Below are 13,857 nucleotides of genomic sequence, written 5' to 3' on the forward strand. Positions count from 1 at the left end.
AGCGTAACCGAGAAGTCTATAGCTTCTCGTTAGCTGATGAAGATATGGATAGTGCGTTTTCAAAATGGAATGTTTATCTAATAGAAAGTGAGAGTTCAAATAGGGATGGTATCAACAATGATAGTAAGCTAATTTATACTTCTAATATGGACGGAACAGAGCTTACGTTAATTTCTGACAATGTGCTGGGGTTTCATAAAGTATCTAATGACAAGTTGCTGGTTAAAAAATTAATGATGAATATCTTCTTTATGATTTTAATCAAAAAAGCATTACAGATATTTCATTGTCGACTTTATCCAGTCAATAAAATCATTGATGGGTTGGCTGCGATGGCTATCACTCCGATAGTGGATGTGATAATTACCCCAGGGAAGCGGGTAGCTCATTGATTCAATCGCTTTTAGTCGGCCCGTTGCCATAAACTCTCCTGCAATAAAACGGTTGCTAAGAGCAATACTTTGGCCACCAAGGGCTGCTTTGGTGGCTAACAGCGCCAAACTAAAATATTGAAAGTCTAGATGCGTAGGCCTACGTATTTGTTGGTGTTGCATCCACAGATTCCAATCTTCGCCATTTTCTGAAGTATTCAGTATCTGTTGCGTAATGGATTCTGGATCGCGTTCATCAATCTTACGATAAAGAGCAGGCGTACACACCGGAAACCATTCTTCATCGGTCAGTGTTTGTGTGACAAAGCCATCTGGAGTTGGCCAGGTGCCCAGAATGATGTCGTAATCATTGGCAACAAAGTTAGCGGCAAAGGTCTCCATATTGAGCATGATGGATATGTCGGGATAAGACTGCTTAAACTCGGTGATCTGGGGAGCTAACCATTCTGTCGCAATTGAGGTTTGTGCCATCACTTTTAAATGGACAGTTTGTTGCTCTAGTATGTGATTGGTGACAGAAGCGATACGTTGAAAACAATCACCCACTACAGAAAGAAAGTCATCTCCGTCCTGAGTCAGAGCAATACGTTTTCCTTTTCTTATTAGCAGCGGCTTGCCAAAAAAATCTTCTAATACCTTGAGCTGATGGCTAACAGCACTTTGTGTAACACAGAGCTCTTCGGCCGCTTTGCTGAAGCTCAAATGGCGAGCGGTGGCTTCAAATGCTTGTATCGCTTTAAGTGGGGGAGTTCGTTTTGTTGTCATCGGCTTGCCAAAGTGTATTAGAATTTCTCATCTTATGATGAAATACTATCATTTTATTTAATAACAAATTTCTCTTAATATCAAATAAATACAACAAGAGGAGCGAATAATATGACTATAGGGGTTGGAGGAAGCACTCAGCAACAGGCTTTAGCATCTTTAAGTAATATGACAGACAAGGCCGTAGCGATTACTCTAGAAGAGCATCAAGCGCGAGTTGCAAAGGCTCAAGCTTATATGCAGGCTCAGGGGATTGATGCTATTTATCTTAATGCCGGAACCAATTTGACCTATTTCACTGGCACACAATGGTATGCCAGTGAGCGCATGGTCGGTGCTGTTTTACCCGCATCAGGTCCACTTGAATATATTGCACCAGTATTCGAAATAGGCTCGTTACAAGACTTCATGATACTTGAGGGGGCGGTTAATGGCTGGCATGAGCACGAAAGCCCCTATGAGTTGTTTATTCAAATCTTGCAGCGAATGAATAAAGACACAAGCAAATCTTTGCGTGTTGGGATTGATGAGAGTACCGCTTTTTTTGTTGCTAACGGTATTCAAGAATTGGCATTTGATATGGAGATCATTAATGCGAAGGAAGTCACAGCTCATTGCCGAACGAGGAAGTCTGTCAATGAGATTGCTTTGATGCAGCGAGCCAAAGATATGACGCTAAGTGTGCAAAAAGCCGCAGCAGCTATTCTGCAAGAAGGTATTTCTACAACGGAGGTAGAAGCTTTTATTAACGAAGCTCATAAGAAAGTGGGGGCGCCCGCGGGTTCTTATTTTTGTATTGTTTTATTTGGCCAGGCCACCGCTTTTCCTCATGGTGTTAAAGAGCCACAGTATTTGAAAAAGGGCGATGTTGTTTTGATTGATACTGGCTGCAAACTTCATGGTTATATTTCGGATATAACACGAACTTATGTGTTCGGCGAACCAAACGAACGCCAGCGGCAAATTTGGGACTACGAAAAACAAGCACAGCAAGCGGCTTTTGAAGCGGCACAACTGGGTATTCAATGTATGCAAGTGGATGCCGCTGCGCGAAAATCCTTGGCTGCTAATGGTCTAAGTGCTGAGTATGAGTTACCCGGACTTCCTCATCGAACAGGGCATGGCATTGGATTGGATATTCATGAGTGGCCTTATCTTGTTGGCAATGACACAACGCCTCTAGATGTGGGCATGTGCTTTAGTAACGAGCCGATGATATGTGTGCCTGGAGAATTTGGCATCCGATTAGAAGACCATTTTTATATGACTGAGCAAGGGCCCAAATGGTTTACCGAGCCTAGTCGCTCTATTGATGATCCTTTTGGTCTAAATGTGGCTTAGGAGTCGCTTATGCTATTCGAAACCGAACGTTTGAGAGTGCGCGAGTTCAATGAAGAGGACGCTGAGTTTATCTATCAGTTGACCAACGAGCCCGATTTCCTTCGTTATGTCGGCGATAAAAACATACATGACTTAGATGCTGCAAAGAAATATTTACTCGAGGGACCTATTGCCAGTTATCAGCAATATGGTTTTGGTTTATTTCTTGTCAGTTTAAAATCAAATGATGCACCTGTTGGTACTTGTGGATTAATAAAACGCCCAGCTCTAACCGATGTTGATATTGGTTATGGCTTTCTTGAAGATTATGCTGGCAATGGTTATGCCACCGAAGCTGCAAAGGCAACATTGAAGTACGGTTACGAAGAACTGAAAATCGAGACCATTGTAGCAATTACCTGTCCTGACAATATCGCGTCCATTAGAGTATTACAGAAAATTGGTTTGTCTGAACAGGGAAAAGTAGCAGTTGATGATCGAGAAGATCTCTTATTTAAATGACGTAATATTTTAAGTTATTAAAATGCGTCGGTTCTAATAAAGCTAAGGGATTTCCCTTAGCTTTTTTGGTGCGTAAGTACGAGCTGATCTTTCTCTTGCCATATTTCATTAAGCCAGGCTTGTACGTTTAAGCGAGTTTCGGAATTGTTCATATCACCAATCAATTCTGGTGCAATATCATGGGTTTTAATAAACACTTTAATATTATCGATTCGTCCACACATTAAGTCCCAGAAAGTCGGAATGCCTCCTGGGTACACAATGGTAACGTCAACAACCGTTCTCATTTGTTCCCCAAGTATCGACAATACGGTTCCGACACCGCCTGACTTAGGCTTTAATAATTTTTTGTAAGGCGAGTTTTGGCGGTCGGCTTTTTCTTGTGTAAAGCGAGTGCCTTCAACAAAGTTCATGACCGATATCGGGATATGCTGAAACTTCTCACAGGCCTTTTTGGTCGTTTCTAAGTCTTTTCCTTTTTTATGAGGATTTTTCTTTAGATAGCTTTTGCTATAGCGCTTCATAAAGGGAAAGTCCAAAGCCCACCAGGCTAGTCCCAATACTGGTACAAAAATGAGTTCTTTTTTAAGAAAAAACTTTAGGAAAGGTATTTTCTTATTAAGCACCATTTGCAAAATAAGAATATCAACCCAACTTTGATGGTTTGCTAACACCAGATACCAATCTTTTTCAGATAGGCTCTCACCTCCATGACATTCAACTTTAGTATTTTTTGTTGTTCTAATAATAATGTTGTTGATGGAGATCCAGGCTGTGGCGAGCCAGTTTAATAGAGCATTAAAAAAGTTACGCGCAGACTCAAATGGCAATAGTAGCTTTAAGAAAGCGAGTACAAAAAGTGGAATACAAATTGTTAGTGTATTAACTGTATGTAAAGCAAAAGAGATACTGCCAACCAAAGGTTGGATTAACCGAGTCTTAATCATTATTTCTTCTATTTATTATTGGTTTTGAACATATTTTCCCAGAAGTTTTGCTGTAAGTTTGCAAACTGCTGCATATTCTCAGGCATGAACTGTTTCATCAGTGACGCTGGATCATAGCCTGCTTCGCCCGAAGCCATCTTTTCTTTCATTTGGTTGATGAGTTCTTCATGAAAGGATGACACATCTGGCATACCAAAGAAACGTCTCCATTCTTCAGGTGATGCATCAATTTCAAAATTTACTTTCATTGTTAAATCCTCATGGTCATATTACTTCTCAAAATAGGTGTATCCAACCAGACCTTGTTGTAACTCTTCAAGATATTGTTGTTGCTGAGCTAAAGTCAAGGTTTCTTGGTTTAGTTGAGAACGATAATGCTCGATAAGTGTTTGGGGTTCAAAGTGAACGATCGATAAGACTTCTGATACGGTATCGCCATCAGTATGCTCTATCTCGACAAATTCACCATTTTCTTTAAGCTCGATATGAACGGAGTGAGTGTCGCCGAACAGATTATGCAAATCACCTAGAATTTCTTGATATGCGCCTACCATGAAGATACCTATCATAAAAGGCTGTTCTTCGTCATATTCAGGTATAAACAAGCTGCTTTCTATATTTCGTCCATTTACGTACTGTTCGATGCGGCCATCTGAGTCACAAGTGATATCTTTAATAATACCGCGTCGAGTCAGTGGCTTATCCAGGTTGTGGATAGGGAGTACTGGGAAGACTTGATCCACTCCCCAAGCATCAGGCAATGATTGAAAAAGTGAAAAGTTGCAAAACAGTTTATCAGCAAGCTTGCTCTCTAACTCTTTAATAATTTCTTCGTGGCCAACAATGTTTTCATCTAAGAGCTCAACAACACTACGGCAAGTGGCAAAATACAGTTGTTCACATCGGGCCCAGTCTTCTAATGAGATAGAGTCATGAGTGTATAACATTAAGGCTTCATTGAGATGATAACTAGCTGCATGGTAAGCTTCGACAGCGGTTTCTTCACCGACTGAATCATAGTGTCGCCAAAGGTTTTTTAAAACAGGGACATCATCTTCGCTGGCTTTCTTAGGGTCATTAATTCCTGGCGCTCTTTCGATATCAATGATATTAGCAATCAAAACAGCATGGTGGGCTGTTAAAGCGCGACCCGACTCTGTAATAATTTCAGGGCAAGGCAGTGCGTTTTGCTCGGTTGTGTCTTTTAGCGTTTGCACCACCATATTGGCGTACTCTTGAATTGAGTAGTTAATTGAATGGTATGAGTGTGACTGTGTACCTTCATAATCAACGCCTAATCCGCCACCAACGTCGACGACTTCAATTGGGATCCCCATTCGGTGCAGTTCAGAATAATAGCGAGCGCATTCTTTTACACCGTTGTGGATATCTGAAATACTGGATATTTGTGAGCCAAGATGACAGTGCAGTAATTTAAGACAATGCGCTTTATTAACAGACTTTAGTTTGTCAGTCAGTTTTAGCAGCTGACTCGGCGATAATCCAAATTTGGATTTCTCACCTCCGGTATCCTGCCACTTTCCTTTACTGACAGCATACATTCTTACCCTTACTCCGAGAGTTGGCTCTATATTAAGTTTCTCAGCTTCTTCTAAAACGATATCCAGCTCGTTTAACTTTTCTATAACAATAAAAACTCGACGTCCCATCGTTTGACCAATGAGTGCAGTACGAATGTATTCGCGATCTTTGTATCCATTACATACCACGATACTGTCTTTTGGCATTGGTGTTCCGAGTACTGCTAGTAACTCAGGCTTGCTGCCTGACTCCAAACCAAAGTCGATAGCGCCGTGGTTGGCCAACTCATCAACAACAACGCGTTGTTGGTTTACTTTGATGGGATAGACGCAGGTATATCGACTTTTATATTCTTGTTGCTCAATGGCTTGTTGAAAAGCGTGGTTAATTTGATCAAAGCGCTCACGCAAGATGTTTCCAAACCTTAGTAACAAGGGGACTGGGGTACCTGCCTGTGTAAGTTGTTCTGTAATATGAGCTAACTTATGTTGTTGTTTGCCCTGATTAGAAACAACAATCAAGTCTCCGTCATCATCAATATTAAAAAAGCCATCGCTCCAATGAGGAACATTGTAGTTGTTAATTGCGCTACGTGTTTCTTTGGTCATTTTGGGATTACTTACAGAAGGTTTTAATCTGTTGTTGCAACACCTTAAATGCAGCTTGTCGCTGTTCTTCATTCATCACGTAGGTGTTGCCTTTTTTATCTTTGTCATAGAGCGCATTCGAACGAATGGCTTCTTGATAAGCTCTGCGTGCTTTGGCACATTTTTCTTGAGCTTGTTTTTGTTCTGCCGCCTGTTGTTGTTGTTTCAGTCGCTTCTGTTTTTTTTCTTCTTGTGTTGAGTTGAGCCACTTTTGTGCATCTTTTACTCGTTGCTGAGCAGAGCGGGTATCCACTTGATTTTTAGTGGTTGCAGATTTTTTGACTTTGATTTCTTCACTTTTATGTTGTTTGGGAGGCGGCTTGTCACTGTAATGGACTTTGCCATTTTCATCGACCCACTTATAGATCTTACCAGCATGGGCTTCTTGGCTCAGAGAAAGTGCCAGTAAGCTCACCAGACTGATGTTAATAAGGCTTCTGAGCATTGAAATTCCCTTGTGGTTGGTTATAGTGGCAGTAACTTCAACTATAGTTTGTTTTAAATATGATAGATGCAAAAATAATCGATGATCTAGCCGCCAAATTGTCTCAGATAACACCGCCTGGCGTCAAAACTATGCACGACGAAATGCAGCAACAATTTCGTCAGGTATTGCAGTCTTCATTAGCTCATTTAGAGTTAGTAACGCGAGAAGAATTTGATGTTCAAACACGTGTTTTGCAAAAAACACGTGCTAAATTAACGGAGCTTGAGGCGACGGTTGCTAAGTTGGAAAAACAACTCGAGCAACCGTAGGTAAGGACTAAATCATTAAGCCTGCGACCAGATACAGAAGGATCGTGATGCTGGCTCCCAATAATGCATACGGGAGCTGGGTTTTCACGTGATCCAGATGGTCACAGCCTGCAGCCAAGGAAGACACAATGGTGGTATCTGATATGGGCGAGCAGTGATCACCAAAGACACCCCCACCAAGGATGGCTGCGAGCACCAGCTCTGGTGGAATACCAAGGGTCAGTGCAACCGGAATGCCGATGGGTACCAAGATCCCAAAGGTTCCCCAGGAGGTTCCTGTGGTAAAAGAAATAATGGCCGCAGCAAGGAAGATAAGCGGAGTAATTGCCCAAATGGGTAGCGTATCACTCAACATTTGAGCAACAAACTGGCCTGTTCCTAACTGCTTCATGCTCGCTCCTAATGCCAGAGCCAGCATGACCGTGGTAACTAATCCCAATAACTTACCCATGCCTTCAAACGACCAGGTGACCAGAGTCTTATGAGATTGCTTTTGATCAAACTTGAGTAGCAAGTAGGCTACCATCAAGGCGCTGATCACTGCCCATAATACCGAGCGAGAGCCAGAGCCTTTAAGCAGGGTATCAAAAAATCCCGCCGCACTTTGTCCTGCCGAGGCTAGTGATTGACTACCAGTAAACCACATAAAGAAGATGATACCGATGAACATAGTGACTAATGGCATCATCATGAAGCGCACTTTAGTCGGTTTTTCGATGGTTTCGGTGACTTCTGTTTGAGTGCGATTCTCTATATGTTTCATCGGGCCGTGAACACGATTGGTAAGCACGGTATAAAACACCATCACAATGGCTAAAATGGCATAAAAGTTCAGTGGAATCGAGCCAACCAGCACACTGGTTGTATTGTCGAGTCCATAGTCGCCTATCAAGCTGAGTACATAGGCTCCCCAGGCGTTCATAACCAACAAGACGGATATAGGCGCACAAGTCGAATCGATAATAAAGGCCAGACGTTCGCGGCTCATGTTCCAACGATCAAATAGATTTCTGGCCAAAATACCTGAGGTTAGGATGCTTAAGTTAGTCTCAATGAAGATGAAGATCCCCATCAAGGACGGCAGCATACCGACCTGCTGAGGAGAGCGGGCCAGGCCGCGTTGCGAAACCCATTGCACAAAGGCGCTGACACCACCGGATTTTTGCATCAGGGTGAGTAGGGCTCCCACTAGCAGACTGAACATTAAGACTCGAGTATTGCCACCATCGGCAAATACAGAAACGGTACGTTCAATAGTCTGAATAAATCCCAGTCCTGGGTGGAACTGGGCAAGTAAGGTTTCTGCAGTGAAAAGGGCGACCAATAGCGCCAAAATGACTTCTCTTTTCCACACTGCAAGAATAATGGCCACCAAAGGAGGCAGTAATGTCCACCATTGCATGTTTGTTGTTCTCTTTATTTGAAGTTGGCTCAGGGGATAGTAAAAGGAATTTTAATGGATGTCAGTTTCAAATTTGCCAATCTTTGGTTCTAATCACTAATAAATCTAAGAGCGAAATTCAACAAGTATAGAAAAAACAACAAGTTACGTTTTGGCACGCAGACTGCATTATCTTTTACTGAATTGGTCATTACTACAGGAGAGCAGGATGTTGGCATTAATATGCGGAATTGTTTTAGGAGTAGCGTTTCATGAATTTTGGATGGACCTGTTTAATAAGGCTAAATCCAAAATGGCAGAATGGAGCAATGGCTCTTCGAAGTCGTCAGCGAAAGAAGAGCCCGTTGTATTTAGAGAGCACTAGGGGCTCTCGCTCTTTTTCTGAGAGCCAAACCAGGCAATCATCAGTGCAGTAATAAAAGGAATCCAACGTTCGGCGATATCGCCTGGTAGGTTGGGTTGACTATTAATAAGGACCGTTAGCGCAAATCCAGTCAGCATAGAGCCAAGGACGGCCTTATTGCTGATATGCCTACGCATCAACCGAATGATCAGGACGGGACCAAAGGCACTGCCTATTGCGTGCCAGGCAAAGAGGACTCGATTGAAAATACTCTGGTCAACCCATAGCGCGAGCAATACCGCAAGTAAGCACACACCAATCACGGCTACCCGTGACCTCAGAATCATTCTTTCATCATTGCGTTTCTTAAGATCATAGGCGACTGAAGAAGACACCACTAATATCTGACTATCGGCTGTCGACATAATTGCCGACAACACGGCGGCTATCACAATGCCTGCAATCACAGGAGAAAACAGACTGTTCGTGGCTAAAAAGAAAATATCTTCGTTGTTATCAACCACAGGAATCAACACTCGCGTAGCCCAGCCTAATAACAACATGCCGCTATACACCACAACGGCCCAGGTAATGGCGATCACTTTGCCGTGACGCAGGCTTTTTTCGTCCTTCAGTGCCATAAAGCGATTGACCACATGAGGCTGGCCTGGATAACCGTTGCCAATTCCCAACAGGCCAATAGCAAAGCCAATGGCGGCAATGCCAGAGTTGGCGCCAGCTAAATCCATGTAGTGTGGGATGGTTGTTGTGCCCATCTGTGTAAACAGCTGGTTCAGTCCTCCTACTTCCATAACCGCGGCAACCGGCAGAATGATAGCCACTGCAGCCATCAATAGACCTTGCAGAGTATCCGTTACACTGACAGCCCAAAATCCACCGAGCAGGGTGTACACCATAATGATGAGCGCCCCGGTGGCAATGGCAGCAGGCATGCCTATATTAAAAACACTGGTAAAGCTGGTGCCTGCGGCTTTGAATTGAGCGGCAATATAAAAGATGAATGAAAACGCAATAATCAGGGTTGCAGCTTTACGTATGGTATCTGCTAAAGGCTGATGAGGCTCAGTCACGAGCAGTGAGGTGAGGGTAAGGGCATCTTCTTGTACTGACAGCTTACGAATACGCGGAGCAACCCAAAGCCAATTAAAGAGAAAACCAAGCAACACCGAAGGGAATAACCAGATGGCAGATAATCCCCACAGATAAGCTGCGCCACTGACACCCAGCAGGGTCCAGGCGGAGCTAGAACTGGCTGAGGCGCTGATTGCTGCTACCCAACTACCGAATTGACGTCCACCTAAGAAAAAATCAGTGGTAGAATGGCTGCGACGACTGGCCCATAGCCCGATGGCTATGAGGATGATTTTATAAACCAGAAGAGTAATTAATACGGTATTTGAATCTGACATAATGGCGACACTTTTTTTTTCTGTGACCATATCAGGCTTAAAGCCGTAAAAAAAGTACCGATGGAATGACTTGCGTTCTTTCTGCCAGAAATTAACGGTGCTGGGCTACTATACCCAAAGTATTTCATAGTGCAGGCAGCAAGCGAATCCCTTGAGCTTAGATACGCTAAGTAATTAGGATGAGTGCGCGCAGCCAATACCGCTGCACCTTGAATGGCGATGGGTATCAATACTACATAAGTGTTTTCGAAATTTGATGTATAAGATGGCGAATATTAATCAATTGACTGGGTTCTCAATAAGCGACCAGGGAGCATGTGTTTTATGCTGACATTTTCTGAGGTCTCTTATTCTCGTGGTGCCAACACTCTTGTTGAAGCCTTAGATCTCACACTTTTTGATGCCGAAAAAGTGGGGATTGTTGGCGCTAACGGTTGCGGAAAGTCGACTTTGTTCCAGATGATCCTGGGAGAGCTGGCCTGTGATGAAGGGCGTTATGAGGCGCCTTCGGGTTTGCGCATTGCTCATGCAAAGCAAGAAGTCTTAGAAGGCGACAAAGATGCCATAAGCTATGTTCTCGATGGTGATGCAACATTGCGAGCAGCGCAAAAAGCTTTGGCTAAAGCCGAAACGGCAAATGATGGTGAGGCGATTGCTCGTGCCCATCAGCTACTTGAGGCAGCCGATGCCTACAGCGCTGAAGCCAGAGCAGCCAGATTACTCACTGGGCTGGGGTTTGGTCAGCAACAAATGGAGTCGGCGGTAAAAGAGCTTTCTGGAGGGTGGCAGGTGCGTTTAAATTTGGCCCAGGCACTAATACAACCTTCTGATGTTTTACTGCTGGACGAACCCACCAACCACCTGGATCTGGATGCTGTTTTATGGCTTGAAGGGTTCTTAAAAGCCTATGCGGGTACTTTGCTGATTATTTCTCACGACCGAGACTTTCTGGATGCTATTGTTGGTCGTATTCTGCATTTTGAAAATAAAAAGGTGCGCAATTATAGTGGCAACTATTCTCAGTTTATCCGCATAAAATCTGAGCAAGAACAGTTACAACAAAAGCAGTTCGAAAAACAACAAGCTAAAGTAAAACATCTCCAGTCATTTATTGACCGCTTTAAAGCCAAAGCCAGTAAGGCCAAACAGGCACAAAGCCGGGTTAAGGCACTAGAAAAAATGGCAACGGTAGAAAACATTGCTGTACGCGAGAAGTTTTCGTTTGATTTTCTAGAGCCTCTAAAAAAACCGGACCCTCTATTAAAACTGGATGAGGTCATGGCTGGCTATGGTGAACACAAAGTACTGTCAGATGTAAAACTATCCGTTCGGTGTGATAGTCGCATTGGGCTACTTGGACGTAATGGTGCCGGAAAATCAACCCTATTAAAATCTCTTGTTGGTAAAGAAGTGGTGTTATCAGGCGTTCGTGAAGCGAATCGCCACCTCAATGTCGGATACTTTGCTCAGCATCAACTTGAACAGCTCCATGGCGGTAATTCTGCGGCTCAACATCTTTGGGAGCTAGAGCCTGACTTACCAGAGCAGGCTGTGCGTAATTATCTGGGTAGCTTTGCTTTTCATGGCGACAAAGTATTCGATCCGGTAGCTGGCTTTTCCGGTGGTGAAAAGGCCCGTCTGGTACTGGCGTTGATTCTGTATAGAAAGCCTAATCTTATTTTACTCGATGAGCCAACCAACCATCTGGATATGGAGATGCGTGATGCGCTTACCATGGCCATTCAGAATTTCTCTGGCGCTGTCATTTTGATTTCTCACGATCGCTTCTTATTAGAAGCAACGGTGGATGAACTCTATTTAGTTGCAGGTGGTAAAGTTGAGCCATTTAAAGGCGATACAGAAGACTATCGGCAGTGGCTAAAACAAAACCGGTGGGGCAAAGAGAGTGACAAAGGCAAAGAATCTAAAAAAGAAGTTGTGGTTGACAGAAAACAGCAACGACAACTTGAAGCAAGAATGCGTCAAGCTTTGGCACCCTATAAAAAAGTTTTAGATAAACTGGAGTCAGAGATGGACTCCTTACAAAAACGTTTAGGTGAGTTTGAGCAAAAACTCGCTGACACTCGTTTGTATGAAGAAGAAAATAAAGCCGAGTTGTCTAGCGTTTTAGACTCTCAGCGCAAAGATAAAGAACGCTTAGATGAAGTGGAGCTCGAGTGGTTCCAGGCGCAAGACGAGTTGGAGCAAAAGCAGAAGGTGCTTCAACAAGAAATCGAATGATCCTGCGATTAAATGAGTAAATGAAGGTGTAATATGAATAACCGTCGGTTCATTGCTGGTGCAGTTTGTCCTGAGTGCCAAGCACAAGATCGTATTGTGACGTATCAAAAAAACGAACAAGATTTTTTTGAATGTATTGACTGCGGCTACATAGAAGGGATGAATGAGAAATCCCAGAAAAGTGACACCCCAGATAATAAGCATGCAGCAGCAGAAAACATGATCCAATGGGTTAGCCCCGATGAATAATGACATGTTAAAAAGCACGTTAGACGAAGCTGATTGTCTGATCGAGTTGTCTGCGATAGAGCAAGCTCTTGATAAAATGGCTGAGCAACTCAATCAAGATTACACGAGTAGTAGCCCCGTTTTTTTATGTGTTATGAATGGTGGCCTGGTATTTTCTGGACATTTGCTAACGCGTTTAAACTTTCCATTAGAAGTTGCTTACTGCCACGCAACTCGTTATCGAGGTGAAACATCTGGCCGAGACATACATTGGCGTGTCGAGCCCTCCGTTGATTTAAGCGGACGTCATGTCATTGTTGTGGATGATATTCTGGATGAAGGTCATACACTCATCGAAATTGTTAAAGCATGCGAAAACTTCGGCGCTTTGAGCGTAAAAACAGCGGTATTAGTTGATAAACAACATGACAGAAAAGCAACGGAAAATTTAGTCGCAGATTATTGTGAGCTGACTGTTGAAGATCGCTATGTGTTTGGTTTTGGTATGGACTACAAACACTACTGGCGTAATGCTCCCGGTATCTTTGCTGTTAAAGGAATGTAAACATGGCGAAAATTAAAAGAGTCGCTGTGTTAATGGCAATGGAAGAAGAAGCTCAACCTATTATTGATGCTTTGGGTTTGAGTGAAAACTCTCATAAACTTGATCCTTTGTTACCCATGAAGATCTTTGATGGGATGCTTGGTTCATTAGAGGTATCTGTTGTTGTTAGTGGAAAAGACTCTCGTTATGACGTTGATAACATTGGCACTCAAGCGGCAACCTTAAGCGCGTTTGCCACGATAAAAAACTTAACGCCTGATATTATCATTAGCGCAGGCACCGCAGGTGGTTTTGCATCTCGTGGTGCTGATATTGGTACTGTTTATTTAAGCGACCAGCATTTTGTTTTTCATGATAGAAGAGTGCCCCTTCCTGGTTTTGATCAATCATCTATTGGGTATTATCCCACTCTTAATGTCAGGGCGATGGCTAATGATTTAAACTTGCCCTTTGGTGTTGTATCCAGTGGTAGCTCATTAGAAAAAAGTCCCAAAGACATCGAAGTTATCGAAGCGAATAAAGCAGTGGCAAAAGAAATGGAAGCCGCTGCCATTGCCTGGGTTTGCTGGATAACAAAAGTGCCTTTTTTTGCGATCAAGTCAATCACTAACTTGCTGGACGAAGCCGGAGCTTCAGAAGATCAGTTTTTAAAGAACCTTGAATATTCTTGTGAGCAATTAAAGCATAAAGTATGCGAGGTGATGAGTTATTTATCATCTCGCTCGATTGAAGAACTATCAGATTAAATAAGGAGAAC

The 13,857-nt window shown here is 43.1% G+C and carries 15 protein-coding genes; 8 read left to right on the plus strand and 7 right to left on the minus strand.

Annotated elements, in window-relative coordinates:
• Window positions 1-272: 272 nt before the first annotated feature.
• Window positions 273-1,157, minus strand: a complete 885-nt coding sequence (locus NH399_RS22525; protein ID WP_253043462.1) for a LysR substrate-binding domain-containing protein — start codon at window positions 1,155-1,157, stop codon at window positions 273-275.
• Window positions 1,158-1,268: 111 nt separating this feature from the next.
• Between NH399_RS22525 and NH399_RS22530 the strand changes: the two genes are divergently transcribed.
• The gene (locus NH399_RS22530) at window positions 1,269-2,498 is read left to right on the plus strand and encodes a Xaa-Pro peptidase family protein (RefSeq protein WP_253043463.1); all 1,230 of its coding nucleotides are present in this window, start codon (window positions 1,269-1,271) and stop codon (window positions 2,496-2,498) included.
• Window positions 2,499-2,507: 9 nt separating this feature from the next.
• On the plus strand, window positions 2,508-2,999 hold the full coding sequence (locus tag NH399_RS22535) for a GNAT family N-acetyltransferase (protein WP_253043464.1): 492 nt from the start codon (window positions 2,508-2,510) through the stop codon (window positions 2,997-2,999).
• A 56-nt stretch (window positions 3,000-3,055) separates the two neighbouring features.
• On the opposite strand, the gene NH399_RS22540 is transcribed toward NH399_RS22535, so the two are convergent.
• From NH399_RS22540 to NH399_RS22555, 4 genes are read right to left on the minus strand one after another with little or no spacing between them, the layout of a single operon-like run.
• Window positions 3,056-3,946, minus strand: coding sequence for an acyltransferase (locus NH399_RS22540; RefSeq protein ID WP_253043465.1), 891 nt, complete (start codon window positions 3,944-3,946; stop codon window positions 3,056-3,058).
• 8 nt (window positions 3,947-3,954) lie between these two features.
• Window positions 3,955-4,194, minus strand: a complete 240-nt coding sequence (locus NH399_RS22545; protein ID WP_253043466.1) for a DUF6489 family protein — start codon at window positions 4,192-4,194, stop codon at window positions 3,955-3,957.
• 21 nt (window positions 4,195-4,215) lie between these two features.
• Window positions 4,216-6,096: a biosynthetic arginine decarboxylase gene (gene speA, locus NH399_RS22550; RefSeq protein WP_253043467.1), complete on the minus strand. Its 1,881-nt coding sequence runs from the start codon at window positions 6,094-6,096 to the stop codon at window positions 4,216-4,218.
• Window positions 6,097-6,103: 7 nt separating this feature from the next.
• Window positions 6,104-6,580, minus strand: a complete 477-nt coding sequence (locus NH399_RS22555; protein ID WP_253043468.1) for a DUF4124 domain-containing protein — start codon at window positions 6,578-6,580, stop codon at window positions 6,104-6,106.
• Window positions 6,581-6,639: 59 nt separating this feature from the next.
• Here NH399_RS22555 and NH399_RS22560 point away from each other — a divergent pair, with 59 nt between their 5' ends.
• Window positions 6,640-6,891, plus strand: a complete 252-nt coding sequence (locus NH399_RS22560) for an accessory factor UbiK family protein (RefSeq protein ID WP_253043469.1) — start codon at window positions 6,640-6,642, stop codon at window positions 6,889-6,891.
• A gap of 7 nt (window positions 6,892-6,898) precedes the next feature.
• Here NH399_RS22560 and NH399_RS22565 read toward each other — a convergent pair whose 3' ends face one another.
• Window positions 6,899-8,293, minus strand: coding sequence for a Na+/H+ antiporter NhaC family protein (locus tag NH399_RS22565; RefSeq protein WP_253043470.1), 1,395 nt, complete (start codon window positions 8,291-8,293; stop codon window positions 6,899-6,901).
• A gap of 208 nt (window positions 8,294-8,501) precedes the next feature.
• Here NH399_RS22565 and NH399_RS22570 point away from each other — a divergent pair, with 208 nt between their 5' ends.
• Entirely contained in the window at window positions 8,502-8,657 is a 156-nt protein-coding gene (locus NH399_RS22570; RefSeq protein ID WP_253043471.1) for a hypothetical protein, read from the plus strand.
• Here the strand turns inward: NH399_RS22570 and NH399_RS22575 are convergent.
• On the minus strand, window positions 8,654-10,066 hold the full coding sequence (locus NH399_RS22575; protein WP_253043472.1) for a sodium/proline symporter: 1,413 nt from the start codon (window positions 10,064-10,066) through the stop codon (window positions 8,654-8,656). The genes NH399_RS22570 and NH399_RS22575 overlap by 4 nt on opposite strands.
• Before the next feature lie 324 nt (window positions 10,067-10,390).
• Between NH399_RS22575 and NH399_RS22580 the strand changes: the two genes are divergently transcribed.
• From NH399_RS22580 to NH399_RS22595, 4 genes are read left to right on the plus strand one after another with little or no spacing between them, the layout of a single operon-like run.
• A complete protein-coding gene (locus tag NH399_RS22580; RefSeq protein ID WP_253043473.1) occupies window positions 10,391-12,307 on the plus strand; it encodes an ATP-binding cassette domain-containing protein in 1,917 nt (638 codons plus the stop codon).
• 33 nt (window positions 12,308-12,340) lie between these two features.
• The gene (locus tag NH399_RS22585; RefSeq protein ID WP_253043474.1) at window positions 12,341-12,556 is read left to right on the plus strand and encodes a YheV family putative zinc ribbon protein; all 216 of its coding nucleotides are present in this window, start codon (window positions 12,341-12,343) and stop codon (window positions 12,554-12,556) included.
• Window positions 12,549-13,100, plus strand: coding sequence for a hypoxanthine-guanine phosphoribosyltransferase (locus tag NH399_RS22590; RefSeq protein WP_253043475.1), 552 nt, complete (start codon window positions 12,549-12,551; stop codon window positions 13,098-13,100). Before NH399_RS22585 ends, NH399_RS22590 begins: the two co-directional genes overlap by 8 nt.
• A gap of 2 nt (window positions 13,101-13,102) precedes the next feature.
• The gene (locus NH399_RS22595) at window positions 13,103-13,846 is read left to right on the plus strand and encodes a hypothetical protein (protein WP_253043476.1); all 744 of its coding nucleotides are present in this window, start codon (window positions 13,103-13,105) and stop codon (window positions 13,844-13,846) included.
• Window positions 13,847-13,857 lie beyond the last annotated feature (11 nt).

Source organism: Pleionea sp. CnH1-48, assembly GCF_024124665.1.
Taxonomy (GTDB): Bacteria; Pseudomonadota; Gammaproteobacteria; order Enterobacterales; family Kangiellaceae; genus JAMXSB01.